Below are 19,395 nucleotides of genomic sequence, written 5' to 3' on the forward strand. Positions count from 1 at the left end.
GGGTGGACGACGATCAGCGGAAGCTGATGTTGTTGCTGCCGTTCTGGGTCGGGTTCACGTTGGACGTGATGCCGGAAGCGAACGCGACGTTGTTGCCGTTGTTGACCGTGGTGTTCTGGCTTTGGCCGAGCATCTGCGACGCGTTGAAGGCGACGTCGCCGCCCTTGTCGTAGTCGAACTTCGGGAAGGCAGGCAGGCAGCCGGCAGGCAGGCTGTAGCCCTGGTAGGTGCCGCCTTGAACGGCAGCCATGGCGGCGTGGTCGAGGTCGGCGGTAACGGACAGGTCTTTGATGAGCAGCGATTTCATTGGTGATTCTCCTGAAGAGTGGATTGAGAAAGCATTGCGTGGTTGGGTGGTGAGTACGTTTGTTTCGCACTCGAAGGACATACAGCAGGGACTGTGCCAGTCCGTGCCACACATCAGGGAAAACGCCGCAAAGCCTTGTAAACAAAGGGTGATTCGGATTTCGGCATGGGATCTCTGGCGACGGATGCGACTTGCGACGGGACATGCATGACGGCCGCCGCCCAACAGGTATCGCAAGGATTGTCGGCCCATGTACGACAGTCACGGGGACGATCGGGAGTACGCGTGACGGCGGGCTGATATTCGCGCAAAGCCGCCGCGCGTCGACACGCCCGCAGGCCCTTGTACCCGTGGGCGTCGTCTTCGGGCGCGCAAGCGGTGAATGGACTGCCGCAGGCGTGAACTGCCTCGCCGTCGCTTGTTACGGCTCAAGCGATGGCGCAGTGGGCTGCGCGGACCGCGCACACGACGCCTAGAGTGTATGGACATCTCCTGCCCGTCGCCGCAGGCGCCGGGATGTCATCACCAGTAACGAGGAAACGAGGAAACCATGAACGAACTTGTGCAACGCCTGATCGAGCGGACCGGCCTGCCGGAAGACAAAGCCATGCGCGCAGTGGAAACGATGAGCGGCTTCCTGAAGGAGAGGCTGCCGGAGCCCGTTGCCGCGCAGGTGGACGGCGTGCTTGGCGGTGGAGAAGGCGGCCAGGGCGGCGGCATGCTCGGCAATGCCGGCGGCATGGCGTCCGGGCTTGGCGGAATGCTTGGCAAGCACTAGCCGTCCGCTTGCTCGTCAGGGCAAGCCCCCTGCGGTCGGAGGCGACGCACCCGCAATGCAGGGGGATGAAGCGCTGCGAGACAGGCACCGCCTCGGCGTAGTCCACGGCGCATCGCCATCGCTCTCCTTGGCGCCCTGTTGTCTGCCGCTGTCCGACAGACCCCTGCCAGGATAGCGGTCGGGTCCCGACACCCGGCGCAGACGATTCGCCGGCCCCGCCAGGCTGCTACTAAAAATTCTCCTGATAGATCAGTGACTTGGCTACGCTCCGCGCGCTTCGCGCGAACCGGCACGCTCCGTGCGATAGGACTGGCGAGCACGACAGCGTGCTCGCCAACCAAACAGCCTATCAGGAGAATTGAAATGACCATCACCAACACCATCGCGGCCGCTGTCCTGCTCGCCGCAAGCGCCGCCGCCTTCGCCGGCGGCCCGGAATATGTCGACCCCGCCGCCGGCTTCGTCTCGAGCAAGTCGCGCGCGCAGGTCATGGAGGAGCTGCGTGCGGCACGGGCGGAAGGCCTGCGGGTCGGCGCCGAGTCCTACCCCGGCGAGGATGCCGAGCGCCAGGCACGCAGCGTTGACCTCGGCGACCGCGCGCAGGAACTGGCCAGGGATACCAAGCCGGAAGTCTGGACCAGCGGCAGCTAGCACGCATGTCATGCAGCGACGGGCTGCCCCTGGGGGCGGCCCGTCCGCATGTGCCGACCATGGGTTGCCTGCGGTCGCAGGTTTCGCTTGTGCCAGCGGTCAGGCGCACGTTGTGCGCGCTGCCAGGTGCTGCGCGAACGGTGATGCAGGCGGGAGCGGATTCTGCCGTACGTCCAGTGGAAGCAGATACCGATTGCGGAAAACCGGTATGGCGCAGCCGGTTGACGGTGGGAAGAAGAGCACCATCATGGGCACCGGGCAGGCGATCCCGCCACGCCCTGCTGCGCGTGGGCGCCGTATGGACGAGAGCGGAGCGCGGGGAAGGGAGAGGACACCGCTGCCCTCACGTTGCATGCGACCCGGACGGACCATCGACAATGGACGACAGGGAAAGCGGGCGGAGGACGATGCCTCCGCCCCTTGCATCATCCGCCGAGGCGGATGATGTTGCTGCCGTCCTGCGACGGGTTGACGCTGGCGCAGATGCCGGAGACGAAGGCCGTGTTGTTGCCGTTGTTTACCGCGGTGTTCTGGCCCTGGTTCAGCATTTGTGCCGCGTCAAACCGGACGTCGGTTTTGCTGCCGCCGGCGAGGCCGCCCCAATATTGTGGATGGATGGCCGGACCGAAACCGCCGTGCGCGGCGGCCATCGACGCGCGACCGAGTGTGGTGGCGACGGACAGGTCGCTGATGCGCAGTGATTTCATGCGGCGTCTCCGTGGATGTGCAGGCGATGGATCAGCGGAAGCTGATGTTGTTGCTGCCGTTCTGGGTCGGGTGCACATTCGCGGTGATGTCCGAGGCGAATGCGACGTTGTTGCCGTTGTTGACCACGGTGTTCTGGCTCTGGCCCAGCGACTGCGAGGCGTTGAAGGCGATGTCGCCGCCCTTGCCGTAGTCGTACCCGGGGAAGGAAGGCAGGCAGCCGGCGGGCATGGTGTAGCCATAGCTGCCGCCATGGATGGCGGACATGCCAGCGCGGTCGAGATCGGCAGTGACGGACAGGTCCTTGATGAGCAGTGCTTTCATTTGATACTCCTGGTGATGGTAGGTTGGTTGAGATGGGTGAGCGTTCGATTCGCACACGAACCACATTCAGCAGGGACCGTGCCAGCGCATGCATCCGATTGCACACAATCGCGCAAGTCCTTGCCGGACAAGGGCTCCCGGCGACTGCCGCGATTTGTCCGATGGAGACGACGGCGAATTCACGATCGCGGGGAGCGCGGGACTGACGGGACCGCGCCAACAGCGCGTGCCGGAAATGTCGGGTGACGGACGACATTCATCCCCGCTGCGAGAAGGCAGCCTGAAGGCAGCGCGGCATTGCCGGCACGGCATTGACAGGCATGAATGATGCGTGGCGTCCTGCCCGGCAGCGCGCGTGACGCCATTCGTCATGCATGCTCCGGCTGAATGCGGAGAACCGCGCCGCCTGGCGGCGCGCAACCGGGAACGGAGAACCATGGCACCCCTCGCACATACCCTTCATCGCTTCCACAGTGGCGGACTGACGCAGGAGCAGCTGCTGGCGCAGGTGGACGCGATGCTCGCGAGCGACAGGACCGGCATTGCGCAGCTGACCGAGGTGCTTAACGAGGAGCACACCCGGACCCTGCTGCCGCCGGAGGTGGTCGACGCGCTGAAGGCGCGGGCGACGCCCGACATGGCGGGTGCGGCAGGGGTCGCGGGACAAGCGCAGCCCGCGCCGACCACGCCTTCGGTCACCGGGTCGACGCCGCCCTTGCCGCTGCCCGAAGCCGCGCAGACGATGAAGGGGGTGGGGGACACGCTCAACGGCCGCTTCGTGCTGGAGGAGTGCGTCGGCTTCGGCGGCATGGGCATGGTCTACAAGGCGCTTGACCTGCGCAAGCTGGAGGCGTCGGACCGCAAGCCGTACATCGCCATCAAGGTCCTCAACGTCCAGTTCCGCGGCCATCCGAAGTCGCTGATCGCCCTGCAGCGCGAGGCGAAGAAGGCACAGACACTTGCCCATCCGAACATTGTCGCCGTCTACGATTTCGACCGCGACGGCTCGACCGTCTACCTGACGATGGAGTACCTGGCAGGCAAATCGCTCAGCCAGGTGCTGCGCAATCCGGAGTTTCACGGCATGCCCTACGCGGAAGCGATGCATATCGTGGCCGGGATGGGACGCGCGCTCGCCTACGCACATGAACGCGGTTTCGTGCATTGCGACTTCAAGCCGGCAAACGTGATCATCACCGACCGTGGCGAAGTGAAGGTGATCGACTTCGGCATTGCGCGGGCAATCCACAAGCCGACCGAGGAGGCGGAAGCGACGGTGTTCGACGCCGGCAGCCTGGGCGGGCTGACGCCTGCCTACGCCAGTGCGGAGATGCTCGAGCATCGGGAACCCGACCCGCGCGATGACGTGTACGCGCTGGCCTGCATCACCTACGAGCTGCTCACCGGTCGCCATCCGTTCGACAGGATGACGGCGGCGGAGGCGCGCAATGCCGGGCGCAAGCCGCAGCGGCCGAAGGACATCGGCCACGGGCAATGGCGTGCGCTGAGGAATGCGCTTGCTTTCCGTCGCGAAGCGCGGACGCCAGGGGTGCAGCGCTTCCTGCACGAGATGGGCATGGAGCGCTCCGGCGCGCGCCCGGTAGTGATCGTGGGCGCCACCACCCTGGCCGCGGCGCTCGCGTCTGCCGGCATCGCGTACTGGTGGGCCTCCTCGCAGTTGCAGGACCGCGCCCTGCCGGCGCAGGCGGGCGCCGGTGCTCCCGCAGTGGTGTCGCCGGCAGCGCCGAAAGCGGCCCCCGCGCTTGACCTGGCCGGCGCGGAACGCCTGCTGGCGCGGGTGCCATGTGCGGCGCTGATGCCGCGCATGGAAGGCACGGCGCTGCGGGTGGAGGGCTTCCTGCCCGCCAGCTACGGCAGCGGCCGGCTGCGGCAGGCGCTGGCCGGCGCGCGCGAGCTGCGACTGGATGTGCAGGAGGTCGGCGACGACAAGTGCCGGGTCATCAACCTGCTCGCGCCCTACTGGAAGCAGAACCGCCAGGACGGCGGCAAGACCGCCATTCACACGCGTCCGCGCGATGCGCGGCTGCAGGAAGGCGATGCCCTGGTGCTGGACCTGACCACGCCGGCATACGATTCCTTCGCGTATGTCGACTACCACTCCTTCGACGGCGGAACCCTGCATCTGCTGCCCGGCCCGCGCACGCGCGCCCACCAGGCGCCGCCCAACCATGCGGCGACGCTCGGCAGCTTCGGCAACTGGGTCATCTCCAAACCGTTCGGCACCGACCTGATCGTACTGATGGTGACGCCGGCGCCGCTGTTCGACGGCCTGCGGCCGGAGTCCGAGAAGAGTGCGGATTATCTGGCCGCGCTCGAACGGCAGTTGCAGCGTCTGGGCGAGAAGCACGGCCGCGAGCGCATCATGGTGGATTTCCTGCAGGTGACCACCAGCGCCCGCAAGCAGTAGCCGCGCCGCTAGTCCACCCAACGCGCGACCCGGAAGCCGTTCTGCGACTGCCGCACGCCGCTGTCGTATTTGAAGCGGGTGGCCGACGTCATGTAGCTCTCGCCGTCGCGCCAGGAGCCGCCGCGGATCACCCGGGTGCGGCAGTTGGGCGCTTCCCGCGCGCGCGCGTCTGCGGGCGCCCCCGCGTGCGACGGGTGCCAGCAGTCCGCCACCCATTCCCAGACGCTGCCGCTGGTGTCGTGCAGCCCGAACGCGTTGGGCGCGAAGGAGCCCGCAGCCGCCGGTCCTTCCTTGCGCCACGGCTCGCCGCAGTCCTTGCAGTTGGCCATCTTCGGCCGCATCTGGTCGCCCCACCAGAAACGGGAGCCGCTGCCGGCGCGCGCGGCGTATTCCCATTCCGCCTCGGTCGGCAGGCGGTAGGACTTGCCGGTCTTCTGCGAGAGCCACTTCAGGTATTGCTGCGCATCGTCCCAGCTGACGTCGCGCACCGGCTCGCCCGGCTCGCCGTTCTCCCCGGCGCGCTGGCAGGCGCCGGCGCTGACGCATTCCGCCCATTGGCCGCGGGTCACCTCGTATTTGCCGATGGCAAACGGCCGCGCCAGGGACACGCGATGAACCGGACGTTCGCTCGGGTCGCCGGTGCTGCTGCCCATGTTGAAGGCGCCGGCGGGGAGGCTGACCAGGGGAGGGCAGGTGGGACAGTCGCGCAGCTCCTGCGCAGCGGCGGCGGCCGGCGGCACTGCGGGCGGCGGCGCATCCGCACCTGCACTGGCGGGGGCCTGCTCGACGGCCTTCAGCCGCGGCTTCTCCTGCTTTTCCGGTTTCCTTGCGGCGGGTGGAGGCGCTTCCGGTTTCGGAGCGGGTTCGACCTTGGGTGCTTCCGCTTTCGGCGCCTCCGGTCTTGTCGCCTCTGCTTTCGGCTGCTCGGCCTTCGGCGTGGTCTTCGCGGCGTCCGCCTTCAGGCGGGCGATCCGCGCCTTGGCCAGCGCCGCGAAGCGCCCGTTGGGATAAGTGTTCAGGTAGGCCTCGTAATCGGCCGCGTGACTGCTGTCCTTGATCGACTCCCAGAAGGCCAGTTCGTACTGTTCATTGCCGTCCTTCGGCAGGATCGCCACCGGGACCAGCGCCGCCGCCGCCGCAGGCCGCGCGCCCCGGTCGGCCAGCGTCGGCGCGGCGGGAAGCAGCAGCAAGGCGAGCAGTAGCGAGGAGGGGCGTTTCACTTGACAGTTCCGGTCGTGGTTGCCTGCTGGCGAGGCCGTACGCGGCTGTGCCGCCAGCAGTCGCGTGTTCATCTTTGGTTGGTATCGGCATGCCTATTCTGTTCAATATCAAACGGCCGCGAGTATTTTCCATCGCGCCCCGGCTTGTGGCCTAACGTGAAGAGCACGCCTTCACCCGTCACCCATGCCGCGTCCCCGCGGCCTGCCCAAGTGAAAACACTTACTGCCGCCAGCAGTCTCGTTGCCGCAGCCGTGTTCGGCCTTCCCGTCCTCGCACAGGAAAGTCCTGCGCCGCCTGGCGCGCGCGTCTATTTCATCTGGCCGCAGGATGGCGCGGTGATCAACGGCGGCAGGTTCTGGGTGCGCATGGGGTTGCGAAACATGGGCGTGACGCCGAAGGGAATCACGCACCCGATGGCGGGCCACCACCACCTGCTGGTCGACACGCCGCTACCGCCGGCGGGAGAGCCGATTCCATCGGATCGCAACCACCTGCACTTCGGTGCCGGCGAGACCGAGGCGCGGGTCGAGCTGCCGCCCGGCAGGCACACGCTGCAGTTGCTGCTCGGCGACCATGACCATGTGCCGCATGTGCCGCCGGTGCATTCGAAGCAGATCACGGTGACGGTACGGTAGGGGATGCGATGAACAGGGCAACCGCGGCGCTCGCTTTCCTCCTGATCTCGAACCTCGCCGTCGCCGCCGGCACGCCGGCTCCGGCTGACGCCTATCTCTACATCGGCTGGCCCAACAACGGCGAGGTGATCGCGGCCGGCAAGCCGTTCCGGGTCTGGTTCGGCCTGCGCGACATGGGCGTGGCGCCGGCCAACGTCAAATACCCGAACACCGGACATCACCATTTGCTGATCGACACCGAACTGACGCCGCCGGGACAGGAGATCCCGTCCGACCGCAACCACCTGCACTTCGGCGCCGGCGAGACCGAGACCATGCTTGAACTTCCGCCTGGCCGGCATACCTTGCAACTGTTGATGGGGGATGAGAACCACAGGCCCCACGACCCGCCGGTCTTCTCGCGGAAGATCACGATCACGGTCAGGTGAGCACCGCGGGGCCGGCGACCGCAGACCAGGACGCACCAAGATGGACAAGGGCAATCCTTCCGCCACGCATGGCAACGCCGTGGCCGCGTACCTCGAGATCATCGGGGACAGTGGCGGCCAGCCGGCATTCTTTCCTATCCAGGACGAACTGGTGATTGGCCGCGAGCCGCAGGATTCGCTCGGTCCGGGCCGCTTCCTGTGCATACCCCGGCACACCATCAGCCGACGCCACGCGCGCATACGGTGCCGCGGCGGGGAGTACTTCATCGAAGACCTGCATTCCTTCAACGGCACCTACGTGACAGGCAGCCGGCTGGCGCCGGGGCAATGGCATCCGCTGCATGACGGCGAGGAACTGGCCGTATCCAACACACAACTGGTATTTCACTCGCTGGTTGCGCCACCTATCGGCGCGATGCCCAGCATCATTTCGATGTCCGTCGACGCCAGCGACGCCACCCGCTTCGTCGCGCCCGCGCCCGACGCCAGCAAGGACGACCTGCAGCGTGCGGTGCAGAAGCTGCATGCGATGGCGCAGGTCAGCATCGCGCTCGGCGCGGTGAAGGACCAGGACACCTTGATCGAAAAGATCATGAACTTCATCTTCGACCTGTTTCCGCTGGCGGAGCGCGCCTTCATCGTGCTGCGCCGGAACAAGGGCGAGCAACCGGCGCCGGTGGCCGCGCGCCGCCGCGACGGCAAGGCCGAGGACCCGGCGCAGGCGCAGCTGTCGCGCACGCTGCTGCGCGAGGTGCTGGAGAAAAAGCGCGCGATCCTTTCGGTCGATACCCTGGCCGATCGTCATTTCGGCGCCCAGCATTCGATCATCGCGCAGGCCATCCGCAGCGTGATGTGCGTGCCGCTGCTGCTGGAAGACGAGTGCCTCGGCCTGATCCAGGTCGATACCTCATCGGATCCGCATGCGTTCAAGGAACAGGACCTGGAGCTGCTGACCGGCGTGTGCGCCGAGACGGCGGTCGCGCTCAAGAACTTCCAGCTCTATTCGGATATTGAGCAGCTGCTCGATGGTTTCGTGCGCGCATCGGTGCAGGCCATCGAGGAACGCGACCCGGTGACCGCCGGGCATTCGTTCCGGGTCGCCGCGTATGCCAGCCACCTGGCGCAGGCGCTGGAGCGTTCGGACGATCCGCAGTACCGCCGGTTTTCGTTCAGCCGCGACCAGCTGCGCGAGATCCGCTACGCGGCGCTGCTGCACGATTTCGGCAAGGTCGGTGTGGCCGAGCATGTGCTGCGCAAGGAAAAGAAGCTGTATCCGAAAGACATGCTGCTGCTGGAGCAACGCTTCCTCCATGCGCGCGCCTGTCTCGAGCGGCAGGCGTACCGCAAGCTGGTCGGCGGCGCGGCGGAAGCGGGCGGCCTGCACGGCGCGCGCGCGCGGATGGAGCAGGAACTGCAGCAGGAATTCCACCGGCTCGACAGCTTCCTGGAAGCGATCCGCAGCGCCAACGAACCGTCGATCTCCCATTGCGAGGGCGGGCACAATCTGCGCGAGATCCTCGACTATGGATACGAAGACGGCAACGACAGCGCGCGTTTGCTGCACCAGGCCGAATTCGAGGCGCTCAGTCTGCCCAAGGGGTGCCTGACGCCGGAAGAGCGCCGGCAGATCGAATCGCATGTGGCCGATTCCTATTCCTTCCTGATACTCATTCCGTGGACGCGCGACCTCGCCGCCGTGCCGACGATCGCGCATGGTCATCATGAAAAGCTCGACGGTTCCGGTTACCCGATGGGGTTGAAGGGAAACCAGATCAGCGTGCAGACACGCATCCTGACCATCTGCGACATCTTCGACGCGCTGACCGCCGCCGATCGCCCATACAAGAAAGCGGTGCCGGTGGAGCAGGCACTGGATTTGCTGTCTGCCGAATGTCGGGCGCAAAAGCTCGACGGCGGCCTGTTCCGGATCTTTGTCGAATCGCGGGCATGGACGGCCGCATGACTGCCGCGTATTCGGGAGATGGAAAGATGCGATTGTCAAAGTCATACGGGAACGTTCTGTGGCTGCTGGGCGCGGCTGCCCTCGGCGGCTGCGCCGATGTGTCGATGCCGACCTACCAGCGGCCGGAAGCGCCGATGAAGACCGCCTTCACCGAGCGCGAGGAGGCGCGTCCGCAAGCCAGCGAAGCCGTGCGGCAGGACTGGTGGAAGGAGTTCAGCGATCCCTACCTGGACAGCCTGATCGAGCGCGCGCTGGTCAACAACGTCGACATGCGCATCCTCGCCAGCCGCATCCGGCTGGCCGAGTCGCAGGTGGGCGAGGCGCGCGCCGGCGCGCTGCCGACGCTGGACGCCGGCGCCGGCGCGAGCTTCGAGAAGAGCACCGGCCAGAAATTCAGCAAGCAGTTCAACCTCGGCACCCAGGTCAACTGGGACATCGACATCTGGGGCAGGGTGGAGAAGGGCGTGCAGGCGCAGACCGCCGGCTTCCGCGCGAGCGAGGCCGACTGGCGGGCCGGCTATCTGAACCTGGTGGCCGGCGTCGCCACCACCTACTTCCAGATCCTGCAGCTGGACCAGCAGATCGACCAGCAGAAGGCGACCCTGGCCAAGAACAGGGAGATCCTCTCCACCTATGAGGCAATGCACCAGAACGGCCTGATACCGAATACCCGCGTGCTGCAGCAGCGCGCGGAAATCAACCGGATGACGACCGACATGCTGGAGCTGGCCCGGGCGCGCGAGCTGGCCGGCAATGGCCTGTCCACGCTGCTGGGCACGCCGGCCGGCGAATTCAAGGTGCCGCACGGGTACCTACAGGACAAGGTGCGGCTGCCGCAGGTGCCGGCCGGTATCCCGGCCGAGCTGCTCAAGCGGCGGCCGGACATCGTCGCCGCCGAATACCGGGTGCTGGAGACCTACAACCTGGTGGGGCAGGCGAAGCTTGCGCAACTGCCGTCGATCAGCCTCACCGGGCGCGGCGGCACCTCCAGTTTTGCGCTGACCGACCTGCTGCGCTCGTTCTCGTTCGGCCTGCTGCCGAGCATTAACATCCCGATCTTCGACCCGAACCTCAAGGCGCGGATACGCTCCTCGCAGGCGCAGTCGGCGGTGAGCGAGGAGGAATACCGCAAGACCGTCATCGCCGCGCTGGAGGAAGTCGAGAACTCGCTGGTCAACCTGGACGCCCACCGCAAGCAGCGCACCGAGCTGCAGCAGCAGGTCGAGCACCTGCAGGTGGTGGCCGCGCAGACCGAGGCCCAGCTCAGGGAAGGCGTGGTGTCGCAGCTGGAAGTGTTCGAGACGCAGCGTTCGCTGCTTTCCGCACAGCTGGCCCTGTTGGCCAGCCACCAACAGATACTGTCGGATACCGTCACACTTTACAAGGCGCTCGGCGGCGGCTGGCCCCCGGTCGACGTGGCGAGTGCGGGCAGATGAGCAACCTCTCCATGTCGGACCAGCCATACGCCCACGCCGAATCAACCACGGCCGATCCGGGGCAGGCACGGACCGGCGCGGCCGAGTACGAAATCGTGCTCAAGCCGCTGTCGCATCCCGAACTCGACGACATCTGCATCGAGGAAAACCTGTTTGCGGTGGGCCGCACCGAGCCGCCGTTCGATACCTATGCTTCCGCCATCGTTGCCGACCTGTCGCGCCGCCATGCGCGCATCTTCTGCGAATACGGCGCCGTCTTCATTGCCGACCTCGACAGCAAGAACGGCACGACCGTCAACGGCGTGGACATCCAGCAGAAGATCAGCCGGCTGCACGACGGCGACGAGATCTGCTTCGGCCGCAGCCTGTCGTGGCGCGTCCACCTCGGCAACCCCGCGCGCTGCGGCGCTTCCCGGGGAACGGCCAGGCTGGCCGGCCTGACACTGTCGCCGCGGCGCGAGGACGGCGGCCTGCAGCCCATCGTGATCACCCGTTTCCCATTCCTGATCAGCAAGGCGGATGATGCCTTCGCGCAGTACCGGAACGACAATCCGCACCAGGTCCACTACCTGTCCCGCCGCCACGCCCACATCTTCCTCAAGGGCGGAACGCCCTGGATCGAGGATCTCGGCAGCACCAACGGCACCTTCGTCAACGAGCGGCGGCTGGATGAGCATGCGGTGCCGCTCAAGGATGACGACGTGCTCGCGTTCGGCGGCCACCATTTCGTCTACACCGCCCGGCTGCAGATGGCGGAAGACCCGGTCGAGCCCACGGTGACGATGCTGGCGCCCGCCCCGTCCCCGGGAAAGGCGGCGCCGGCGGCGCCGGAAGCGCTGGAGCGCACCACCTTCGTTGCCGCTCCCGATTCCTTCCTCGATATCTTCTGCGTGGAGCAGGGGCAGGCGGAGGATGCCGAGGCGGCCTCCGGTCCGGCGCCCGAGACGGCGGCAGAGCCGGCCGCAGGGCCGCAGCGTGCGCGGCAGCGGCGTCGCCGCGGCAAGGTGGGCACGCTGATCGACGAACTCATGGGCGCCTTCCACGGGGACCAGCCCGTTCCGCGCAAAGGCCGCGTTGGCTGGTACGCCGCGGTGCTTGTCGTGATGCTGTCGGTCGGACTTGCGGCCTGGTGGAGCGGCAGCGAGGAGCGCCGGCTCAAGCAGTTGCTGGAGAACGGCGAGGATGCGCAGGCCGCGGCGCTCGCGACGGCCGCGCTGGCGCGCCAGCCCGGCGACGGCAGCCTGCAGGCGCTCGCCACCGAGGCCGTGCTCAGAACATGGGTGCCGCGCTGGATGGCGGCGCAGAAGGCGGGCGACTTCACGCGCGCGGCCGGGCTCCTGCACGACATGGCCGCCGCCGGCAAGGACAACGCCGACATTCCGCCGCTGGTGCGGGAGCTGGCATGGGTCGGCAAGCTGCAGGCCTTCGTCGCGCGCCGGCCGGGGGCGAACGCGCCGATCCGGATCTTCGCCGACGAGGAGACCATCAAGTCGCTGCTGTCGCACTGGGACCAGGATACGCAGTCGCACCAGCGCGCGCTCTCGCGCATTGCCGCCCATGTGCCGGCGTTCGCCGATCCCTATGCCGCCGCGCTCAGCCAGGTGCGCGCGCTGCAGGCGGAGAACGCGGTCTACCTGGCCGCCATCGACCGGCTGAAGGCGACGATTGCGTCCGAGCTCGAGCGCGGCCGTGCGCAGGCGCTGCGGCCGGTGCTCGACGAGTATGCATCGAAGTATCCGCGCATCGACGGGCTGGACGCGCTGCGCAACGACCTGAGGCAGTACGCGGCGATCGAGAGCGACCTGCGCGAACACGACCTGGGCGGGCTGGCGCTGCACCTGGGGCGGGCACGGCTGTCGACGCCGCCTTTTAAGGAGCGCCTGCGGGCGCTGACGGAGCAGGGACTGGCTCCGGGCGACGCGGTACGCAGCTACGGTCCGGTGCTCGCCGCCTGGCACAAGGGTGACGCGCAGGCCGCGCTCGAACGCCTGCAGCAGATCAGGGCCGGCGCCTGGGACGACGGTATAGCGCGGGAGGTGGCGCACAAGCAGGCGGTCCTCGCGCAGTTCGAGGCGCTGCGGAAGGGGCGCGACGCCAGGGGGCAGGACGAGCGGCTCCTCGCGTTCTACGGCGCGCTCGATCCGGAGCAGGACCGCTGGTTTGCCGAGGCGATGGCGCCGGAAATGCTGCGCCTCAAGGAGGCGGTGCTCAGGGGCGCGCAACAGCGCATGGCCGGCGCCGAGGCGCTGTGGGGCGAGTACCAGGTCAACGGCGGGTTGGAACAGGGACAGCGCATGGAGCAGGGCGTGTCCGCCCGTTTCCGGGCGCAGGCCGGTCTCCTGTCGCGCGCAGCCGCTTCCGCCGCGCAGGGCGTGCGCGCGCACCAGCAACTCGGGGCCGACACGCCGGTGCAATGGCGGCAGACTGCGTCCGCGATCCAGGCCGAGCTGCGTCAGCAGCGCAGCGCGCTGCATGAAGCCGGGGCCACGCTTGACGCCGCCACCTTGCGGGACAAACTTGCCCTGCTCAGGGAGCCCGAAGATGAATGACCGGTCGCTCCGGCCGCTGGCGGAGGCGCTGGAGGACCACAGCGCCGAGGGCATCTCGCTGCTGAGCGAGGAACCATCGCGTTTCATGCTGGCGACGGTGTTGACCATGCTCGGCCTGGTGGTGGTCGCGCTGCTGTGGTCGTTCTTCGGCCGCGCCGACGTGATCGTGACCGCGCAGGGCAGCCTGATGCCGGACTCCGAAGTGCGCAGGCTGTATGCGCCGATCGACGGCGAGCTCGCCAACCTCTACATCGCCGAGGGCCAGCCGGTGTCGAAGGGCGACGTGGTTGCGCGTCTGTATGCGCGCGGGGCGATCGAAGCCGCCACGCGTGCGCTCGAGGCGCAGCTCAAGCTCGAGGACGCCGAGCGCGAATGGCGCGAGTTTCCCGAGAAGGAGGCGATGCTGCAGCGGCGGGTCGCGACGCTGCGCAAGCAGATGGAGGTGGAAGAACGCCTGCACGAGAAGCGTACCGCCGAGGGCACCTCGCTCCTTGGCGAAGGACAGCGCGCCCAGATGCAGGAAGCCCGCACCAACGTCGAGGACGCACGCCGCGCGCGCGACGCCGCGCGCGAGGAGGCCGACAAGTATGCACGCCTGTTCAAGCTTCCCGGCGGTGGCGGCGTTTCGCAGCTGCAGGTCGAGACCAAGAGAAATGCACTGCAGGCCGCCGAGAATGCCTACCGTGTCGCGCAGTCGCGCCTGAGCGAACTTACCGCGCGCCAGAGCCTGGAATTCGGCCAGGCCAAGGCGCAGCTGGAGACCAGCGGGCAGGAACTGTCGCGCCTGCGCCTGCAGTACGAGGCCGCGGTGCGCGAGGTCGCCGTCACCGAGGACAAGCTGCGGCTGCAGGTGCAGACCGCCAGGCTGGTGGCCGATGCCGCGGCCCGCATCCGCTTCGAAAACATCGACAAGGACAACTTCCTGCTGATCCTTGCCGGCGTCGATGGCGTCGTTACCGAGCTGACCTCGACCCAGCCCGGCGACAAGCTGCAGGCCAACATGCCGCTGGCCGGCATCGCTCCCAAGAGCGCCCGTCCGTTGCTGCGGGTGGAGATCGCCGAGCAGGACCGGGCCTTTTTGCGCGAAGGGCTGGCGGTCAAGCTCAAGTTCGCCGCTTTTCCATACCAGCGCTACGGGCTGGTCGACGGGACGCTGGAGTTCATTTCACCGGCGACCAAGCCGGGCGCCAGGGACAAGCAGCCGGTGTACGAGGGAAGGATCAGGCTGGAGCGCGACCACTATCTGGTGGGGGAACAGAAATATCCGTTGCGGTACGGGATGACGGCAACCGCGGAGGTGGTGGTGAGGGAGCGAAGGCTGATCGACCTGGCGCTGGATCCGTTCAGGCAGGTGGGGGGATAGACATTCTTTGCTGCCGGGTCCGCGCCCTGTCTACAATACGGTACCGCCGCTGATGCTTCCCATTGAAGGCTGGGCCGGCATGGCCAGCCGGGCGTCGGCGTGCCTCCCTGCCGCTGCTCGCGCACGCTTCCTGATTTGCCTGTGCCAGTATCGGCCGAACCCGGTCGGGAAGGAGTGTGCTCGTGCGCCTGCACTGGTTGATTTTCCTCGTGCTGTCCGGCAGCCATGCCGTGCTGTTGCTGGATGCCCCTTACGCGCTGGCGCCCGCCGTCGCCGCGACGGTCTATGGGCCGCTGGCGTTGTTGCATGCCTTCGGCGTACCCGTGCTCGCGCCCGCGCCCTCCGGCGGGTGGCCCGGGCTGTCGCTGCTCGGCTGGGCGCTCGTCATCGCGCTGTGGACCGCCGTCTGGTGGACTGTGGCGTCCATCCTGTCGGGCGTGCACAAGAAGATGCATACCAGCGGATGAGGGAGGATGGCCTCCCGCGGTCCGGGCAGTACCCGGCAGCGCCGCGGCAGCCGGGTACGGCAACCCATCCTGCGCACGCCCGGCCCCGGGCAAGCGACCGCCGGCAAGCGTCAGTGCAGGTGGCGCTGACGGCGACCTTCAGGCTCTTCCGTCGCCTCTTCATCCAGGTCATCGTCGAGGTCGTACTCCGCCAGCCGGCAGGCGAGATCGCAGGCGATTTCCCTGGTGGTGAAACAGGTGACGGGAGCGCCGCCCGTGTCTTCCACCCAGCAGAGCGACACCTCCTGGCGATCAGGCGTGAGCACGGCGCCTTCCATCACCAGGTAGCGACCGAAACGCCGGACCGCTTGTTTGGCAAGAATCTCCACTGTTCCCTCCGTATAGCTTTCCCTGTCGTCGACTCCCTGGTTCGAACCCGTCCCGTTCGTCATCAAACCCGCTGCGTCGTCGGGGCGTTGGGGCGGGCGGGTTTGCCGGCCGCCTCGCCTTCCGGCGCGCTGCGTCATCCGCGTCAGGCACCCGACATGGCCGCTGCCATGCTTCCTGCCCTCAGGCGCATCGCGCCCTCAAGGTAATCCATGAGCGCTGCGGCATCGAGCGTCGTGCCGGCGCAGCCGACGTGGCCGTCGGGCCGCAACAGGAAGAAGGACGGCATGGGCAGGTGCGCGCGGCGCAGCACCGCGTCGTTGTGTTCATCCCGTGGCACCGCGAGGATCTGCACATCGCCCGGTAAATTCGCCACCCCTTTGTGCTCGGGGGCCGGCTGGCCGAACAGCAGCAGGGTGAACCGGGTGTCGTCCAGCCTGGAGAACAGGTCTTCCGCCGGGCAGTGCGGCGTGAACCGCAGCGCCAGCCAGGGAAAGCGATCGCCGGCACATGGCGCATCACCGGGAAGCGGGCTGAGCATGCGGGACAGCGGGCTGCGCGCATAGCGGATGCCGATCTGCGAAATGGTGCGGAAGGCCAGGCGCCGCCCGCGTTCCCGGCGCATTGCCATGGAGATCGCCCTGGGCAGGATGCGCGTACGGAAGACCTCGGCGTACCACCGCGGGGATACGAAGAATGTAAAACCCTGGTCGGTGGTCCTGAGCAGGCGCTCGGCAACCGGCGCACGCTCGGTGTCATACGAATCGAGCAGACCCGGGTCCGCCCGTCCGGCGCACACGAGTGCCAGCTTCCACGCCAGGTTGTAGGCATCCTGCAACCCGGTGTTCATGCCCTGCGCGCCCACCGGACTGTGGATGTGCGCCGCGTCGCCCAGCAGAAAGCAGCGGCGGTCGCGGAACCGCGCGGCGCGGCGGTGATGCACGCGATAGGGAGAGAACCAGCCGCAGCGCTGGAACGCCAGCGGGATGCCGGCTTGCCGCACGATAAAAGGCGCAACCTGCGCGAACGTAATGTCCTCGCGGGCACGCAGTTCCACCGGCACGATTCCCACGACGCGCCAATGATTTGCGCCGCGCATCGGGAAGAACAGATGGAAACCGCGCCGCCAGAGGAAGATATTCAGTTCGCCGGGTGTCATTCCGCCCGTCGCCTCGGTGTCGGCAACGAAGAACAGGTCTTCATACGGCGCGTCCGCGAAGTCGATGCCGCACAGGCGGCGCACGCTGCTGTGCGCGCCGTCGCAGCCGGCGACAAACTCCACGTGCACCTCGCGCGTCGTGCCGTCCGCCTGCCCGAGGGTAGCCGCCACGCCGTCGTGCGACTGGTCTAGCGCGAGGAGCCGGGTATTCCAGCTGACCGCATGGCCGCGATCCTGCAGGCACGCGCCGAGCAGGCGTTCATTGTCGTCCTGCCCGAGGATCAGCAGGAAAGGGAAGGGACTCAGGTCCTGCCCGATGTCCCCCATCGGCACGCGCGCGGCACGACGTCCTTCGGTCCATATGTTCGCGCCGTCAACCCGGTGGCCCAATGCCACCGCGGCAGCCGCAATGCCCAGATGGGAATAGATCTCCAGCGTGCGCGCCTGTACGCCGAGCGCCTTGGTACGGACGGAGGGGCCCGCGTTCTGGTCGATGATGCTGATCCTGACGCCGCGCCTTGCCAGCTGGTTCGCGAGCATCAGTCCGGTCGGTCCTGCGCCGACGATGAGTACCTCCGCATCCATGCGCCTCTCCCGCCAGGTTGATTTCCGCATGCCATCGAGACTGCTTCCTTCGATGCATCGGCCGGCATGCCACGCCGCCTGCTGCCCTATGAATACGCGCGGCAGTGGCCGGGTGATTGAGATCCATCAAAGGACAGAGGCGCAAAACCGGCGCAGGATCGGCTGCGGAAGATCGGGAGCATGACTGCATGATGGGGACCAATCTTCCCGAAAGGAGCATTTGATGCGCGCTGCATTGCCGATGTCCGGCAGGCCCGCTATTGCACCGCGGCTGACACGCGCGACGCGGCCGGGCCTTTCGTATTGGGGGCGTTGATCGACCTCGGCGGATGCGGACAGGGCGGGGCCGCCTGCACGCCGGTACGACGCACAACCGGAGATGGCAGGCGGGGAAGCGCCAGAGTCTTCCCGCCCGGCGTGCTCAGTGCAGCGCCGCCTTTGCCGCTTCCTCCGGCGAGAGGCCGTCGTAGAACATGTCGGTAAACCATTCCACCTGTTCTTCGATATGCTCCTGGGCCTGGGCCAGCGTTGCGCCGCCGGCAACAAGAAAGCCTTCCACTTCGGTGCACCACTGTATCAAGGCGGCTGTTTCCGGATCGATCTTTTCCTTCTTTGGCATCAATGTTTCCTGTGTGTGGTGACGTTTGCAGCGGCGCGCCGGCGACGACGGCTGCGCTTCTGGCGCGCCGTGCAGATAGTGCGGATCATACCAGCGCTGCCCTGGCCCCACGGCGTGCACAGCGAGAAGTCGCGGCAGGGCCGCACCGCAAATTGCGTGCCGCCGGGCCGCGGCGCAAGCGTGGTGTACGCTATGCGGGCAATCGTTCCGCACCGGCGATGGCCGGACGTCACTTCAACCCTTTTCGCAGCGAACGCCAACGTGACAGACATCCACCATCTCACGCCGCAGGATGTGCCTTTGCTCGAAGCACTCCTGGACACTTTCGGCGAAGCGTTCAACGACCGGGAGACCTACACGGCCAGGCGTCCGAGCGCGCAGTACCTGCGGCGACTGCTCGACGGGGACGCCTTCATCGCGCTGGCCGCGCTGAAAGACGGCGTGGTGGTGGGCGGCATCGCCGCCTACGAGTTGCGGAAATTCGAGCAGGAGCGCAGCGAGATCTACATCTACGATCTTGCCGTGGCGGACGGCCATCGAAGACAGGGGATCGCGACCGCCATGATCGGCAAGCTGCAGGAGATTGCGGCAGCCCGCGGCGCCTGGGTCATCTTCGTCCAGGCCGACACCGCGGTGGAGGATGCACCCGCGATCGCCCTGTACACCAGGCTGGGCGTGCGCGAGGAGGTTCTGCACTTCGACATACCGGTGCCGGGCGGGCGCCACGCCGGATAGCGTTCTCACACGGGAGGCATTCCGGTGTCACGCAAGCATGGCGCGCTTGCGCGGCGCCCCGCGACCTGCCGCGCATCATCGATCCCGGTCACCCTCAGCGCCTGCAGCGGCACATGCACGCGATTCCAGCCGGGCAACGCGGTCGGGCGCCGCCTGCTGCTGAAGCCGCCTTCGCCGACTTCGGCGAGAATGACGGTTGTTCGCAACGGAGGCTCCATGACGTATGAAGAATACCTGGATGAAGTGACAACCCTGATCACCGAGAAATACGATGTCAGCGACGAGGAGGCGATCACGCAGGTGATGCGGGCCCAGGAAGCCGGCTACTTCATCCAGCATGACGACCTTCCCGAAATGCGCACCCAGGAGCGGGCCGAGCAGGACGCGACGACCATTTTCGCTCAAAGCAACAAGTCGCGGCCGCACGCGCCTGCGAAGCGCGGCGGGAAAAAAAGCAAGGCATAGGCGCTTCATGGACGCGCTTCCCATGCCGCCCTGAAGTGCAGTGGACCAGGCAAGGACGCGTCCGGCACCGGTGCCTGACATGACGCAGCGCAGACCGTTCTGTTGTTCGCCGCGGCGTGCGGTTGGCGCCCTGAGATCATCGGGTCGGAACCAGGCCATTGTTGCTCCTGCGGTCCCGCGGCCGAGGAACGGGTAATGATCGGCCTAGAGC

General features: G+C 67.2%; 19 protein-coding genes. 12 read left to right on the forward strand and 7 right to left on the reverse strand.

What is annotated here, in order from left to right:
- Nucleotides 1-13 precede the first annotated feature (13 nt).
- On the reverse strand, nucleotides 14-307 hold the full coding sequence (locus VIM12_RS17720; RefSeq protein ID WP_331943120.1) for a hypothetical protein: 294 nt from the start codon (nucleotides 305-307) through the stop codon (nucleotides 14-16).
- Nucleotides 308-857: 550 nt separating this feature from the next.
- Here VIM12_RS17720 and VIM12_RS17725 point away from each other — a divergent pair.
- Together VIM12_RS17725 and VIM12_RS17730 are read left to right on the forward strand one after the other, a co-directional pair.
- Nucleotides 858-1,085 (forward strand): hypothetical protein, encoded by a 228-nt coding sequence (locus VIM12_RS17725; protein ID WP_331943122.1) that lies wholly within the window; start codon nucleotides 858-860, stop codon nucleotides 1,083-1,085.
- Nucleotides 1,086-1,448: 363 nt separating this feature from the next.
- Nucleotides 1,449-1,736 carry a DUF4148 domain-containing protein gene (locus VIM12_RS17730; protein WP_331943124.1) on the forward strand — a complete coding sequence of 96 codons (288 nt, stop codon included), beginning with the start codon at nucleotides 1,449-1,451 and terminating at the stop codon, nucleotides 1,734-1,736.
- 425 nt (nucleotides 1,737-2,161) lie between these two features.
- Here VIM12_RS17730 and VIM12_RS17735 read toward each other — a convergent pair whose 3' ends face one another.
- Together VIM12_RS17735 and VIM12_RS17740 are read right to left on the reverse strand one after the other, a co-directional pair.
- Nucleotides 2,162-2,443, reverse strand: coding sequence for a hypothetical protein (locus tag VIM12_RS17735; protein ID WP_331943126.1), 282 nt, complete (start codon nucleotides 2,441-2,443; stop codon nucleotides 2,162-2,164).
- Between the two features lie 31 nt (nucleotides 2,444-2,474).
- The gene (locus VIM12_RS17740; RefSeq protein ID WP_331943128.1) at nucleotides 2,475-2,765 is read right to left on the reverse strand and encodes a hypothetical protein; all 291 of its coding nucleotides are present in this window, start codon (nucleotides 2,763-2,765) and stop codon (nucleotides 2,475-2,477) included.
- A 436-nt stretch (nucleotides 2,766-3,201) separates the two neighbouring features.
- Between VIM12_RS17740 and VIM12_RS17745 the strand changes: the two genes are divergently transcribed.
- The gene (locus VIM12_RS17745) at nucleotides 3,202-5,193 is read left to right on the forward strand and encodes a serine/threonine-protein kinase (RefSeq protein WP_331943129.1); all 1,992 of its coding nucleotides are present in this window, start codon (nucleotides 3,202-3,204) and stop codon (nucleotides 5,191-5,193) included.
- An 8-nt stretch (nucleotides 5,194-5,201) separates the two neighbouring features.
- Here VIM12_RS17745 and VIM12_RS17750 read toward each other — a convergent pair whose 3' ends face one another.
- The gene (locus tag VIM12_RS17750) at nucleotides 5,202-6,413 is read right to left on the reverse strand and encodes a formylglycine-generating enzyme family protein (RefSeq protein WP_331943131.1); all 1,212 of its coding nucleotides are present in this window, start codon (nucleotides 6,411-6,413) and stop codon (nucleotides 5,202-5,204) included.
- A 210-nt stretch (nucleotides 6,414-6,623) separates the two neighbouring features.
- Between VIM12_RS17750 and VIM12_RS17755 the strand changes: the two genes are divergently transcribed.
- From VIM12_RS17755 to VIM12_RS17785, 7 genes are all read left to right on the forward strand, one after another.
- Complete coding sequence (locus VIM12_RS17755) at nucleotides 6,624-7,049, forward strand: DUF4399 domain-containing protein (RefSeq protein WP_414691805.1); 426 nt, start codon at nucleotides 6,624-6,626, stop codon at nucleotides 7,047-7,049.
- 8 nt (nucleotides 7,050-7,057) lie between these two features.
- Nucleotides 7,058-7,477: a DUF4399 domain-containing protein gene (locus tag VIM12_RS17760; protein ID WP_331943133.1), complete on the forward strand. Its 420-nt coding sequence runs from the start codon at nucleotides 7,058-7,060 to the stop codon at nucleotides 7,475-7,477.
- 40 nt (nucleotides 7,478-7,517) lie between these two features.
- The gene (locus tag VIM12_RS17765; RefSeq protein WP_331943135.1) at nucleotides 7,518-9,440 is read left to right on the forward strand and encodes an HD domain-containing phosphohydrolase; all 1,923 of its coding nucleotides are present in this window, start codon (nucleotides 7,518-7,520) and stop codon (nucleotides 9,438-9,440) included.
- 32 nt (nucleotides 9,441-9,472) lie between these two features.
- Nucleotides 9,473-10,876, forward strand: a complete 1,404-nt coding sequence (locus VIM12_RS17770) for an efflux transporter outer membrane subunit (RefSeq protein ID WP_331943137.1) — start codon at nucleotides 9,473-9,475, stop codon at nucleotides 10,874-10,876.
- Nucleotides 10,873-13,425, forward strand: coding sequence for an FHA domain-containing protein (locus VIM12_RS17775; RefSeq protein WP_331943139.1), 2,553 nt, complete (start codon nucleotides 10,873-10,875; stop codon nucleotides 13,423-13,425). The genes VIM12_RS17770 and VIM12_RS17775 overlap by 4 nt, the downstream gene beginning before the upstream one ends.
- Nucleotides 13,418-14,788: an HlyD family efflux transporter periplasmic adaptor subunit gene (locus tag VIM12_RS17780; protein ID WP_331943141.1), complete on the forward strand. Its 1,371-nt coding sequence runs from the start codon at nucleotides 13,418-13,420 to the stop codon at nucleotides 14,786-14,788. Before VIM12_RS17775 ends, VIM12_RS17780 begins: the two co-directional genes overlap by 8 nt.
- A 182-nt stretch (nucleotides 14,789-14,970) precedes the next feature.
- Complete coding sequence (locus tag VIM12_RS17785; RefSeq protein WP_331943143.1) at nucleotides 14,971-15,255, forward strand: hypothetical protein; 285 nt, start codon at nucleotides 14,971-14,973, stop codon at nucleotides 15,253-15,255.
- A gap of 110 nt (nucleotides 15,256-15,365) precedes the next feature.
- On the opposite strand, the gene VIM12_RS17790 is transcribed toward VIM12_RS17785, so the two are convergent.
- The 3 genes from VIM12_RS17790 to VIM12_RS17800 all read right to left on the reverse strand — a co-directional run bounded on the left by VIM12_RS17790 (nucleotide 15,366) and on the right by VIM12_RS17800 (nucleotide 17,984).
- Complete coding sequence (locus VIM12_RS17790) at nucleotides 15,366-15,686, reverse strand: hypothetical protein (protein ID WP_331943145.1); 321 nt, start codon at nucleotides 15,684-15,686, stop codon at nucleotides 15,366-15,368.
- 80 nt (nucleotides 15,687-15,766) lie between these two features.
- Nucleotides 15,767-17,365, reverse strand: a complete 1,599-nt coding sequence (locus VIM12_RS17795; RefSeq protein ID WP_331943147.1) for an FAD-dependent monooxygenase — start codon at nucleotides 17,363-17,365, stop codon at nucleotides 15,767-15,769.
- Between the two features lie 421 nt (nucleotides 17,366-17,786).
- Nucleotides 17,787-17,984 (reverse strand): hypothetical protein, encoded by a 198-nt coding sequence (locus VIM12_RS17800; RefSeq protein WP_331943149.1) that lies wholly within the window; start codon nucleotides 17,982-17,984, stop codon nucleotides 17,787-17,789.
- 261 nt (nucleotides 17,985-18,245) lie between these two features.
- On the opposite strand from VIM12_RS17800, the gene VIM12_RS17805 reads away from it, so the two are divergent.
- Both VIM12_RS17805 and VIM12_RS17810 read left to right on the forward strand, forming a co-directional pair.
- Entirely contained in the window at nucleotides 18,246-18,719 is a 474-nt protein-coding gene (locus tag VIM12_RS17805) for an AAC(3)-I family aminoglycoside N-acetyltransferase (RefSeq protein ID WP_331943151.1), read from the forward strand.
- 216 nt (nucleotides 18,720-18,935) lie between these two features.
- Nucleotides 18,936-19,184, forward strand: a complete 249-nt coding sequence (locus tag VIM12_RS17810) for a hypothetical protein (RefSeq protein ID WP_331943153.1) — start codon at nucleotides 18,936-18,938, stop codon at nucleotides 19,182-19,184.
- Nucleotides 19,185-19,395 lie beyond the last annotated feature (211 nt).

This window comes from Noviherbaspirillum sp. (assembly GCF_036563305.1).
Taxonomy (GTDB): Bacteria; Pseudomonadota; Gammaproteobacteria; order Burkholderiales; family Burkholderiaceae_D; genus Noviherbaspirillum.

Bases quoted from the DNA above. Each gene is read 5' to 3' on its own strand.
- VIM12_RS17720 (WP_331943120.1), bottom strand. From the start codon at position 307: ATGAAATCGCTGCTCATCAAAGACCTGTCCGTTACCGCCGACCTCGAC.
- VIM12_RS17725 (WP_331943122.1), top strand. From the start codon at position 858: ATGAACGAACTTGTGCAACGCCTGATCGAGCGGACCGGCCTGCCGGAA.
- VIM12_RS17730 (WP_331943124.1), top strand. From the start codon at position 1,449: ATGACCATCACCAACACCATCGCGGCCGCTGTCCTGCTCGCCGCAAGC.
- VIM12_RS17735 (WP_331943126.1), bottom strand. From the start codon at position 2,443: ATGAAATCACTGCGCATCAGCGACCTGTCCGTCGCCACCACACTCGGT.
- VIM12_RS17740 (WP_331943128.1), bottom strand. From the start codon at position 2,765: ATGAAAGCACTGCTCATCAAGGACCTGTCCGTCACTGCCGATCTCGAC.
- VIM12_RS17745 (WP_331943129.1), top strand. From the start codon at position 3,202: ATGGCACCCCTCGCACATACCCTTCATCGCTTCCACAGTGGCGGACTG.
- VIM12_RS17760 (WP_331943133.1), top strand. From the start codon at position 7,058: ATGAACAGGGCAACCGCGGCGCTCGCTTTCCTCCTGATCTCGAACCTC.
- VIM12_RS17765 (WP_331943135.1), top strand. From the start codon at position 7,518: ATGGACAAGGGCAATCCTTCCGCCACGCATGGCAACGCCGTGGCCGCG.
- VIM12_RS17775 (WP_331943139.1), top strand. From the start codon at position 10,873: ATGAGCAACCTCTCCATGTCGGACCAGCCATACGCCCACGCCGAATCA.
- VIM12_RS17780 (WP_331943141.1), top strand. From the start codon at position 13,418: ATGAATGACCGGTCGCTCCGGCCGCTGGCGGAGGCGCTGGAGGACCAC.
- VIM12_RS17790 (WP_331943145.1), bottom strand. From the start codon at position 15,686: ATGACGAACGGGACGGGTTCGAACCAGGGAGTCGACGACAGGGAAAGC.
- VIM12_RS17795 (WP_331943147.1), bottom strand. From the start codon at position 17,365: ATGGATGCGGAGGTACTCATCGTCGGCGCAGGACCGACCGGACTGATG.
- VIM12_RS17800 (WP_331943149.1), bottom strand. From the start codon at position 17,984: ATGCCAAAGAAGGAAAAGATCGATCCGGAAACAGCCGCCTTGATACAG.
- VIM12_RS17810 (WP_331943153.1), top strand. From the start codon at position 18,936: ATGACGTATGAAGAATACCTGGATGAAGTGACAACCCTGATCACCGAG.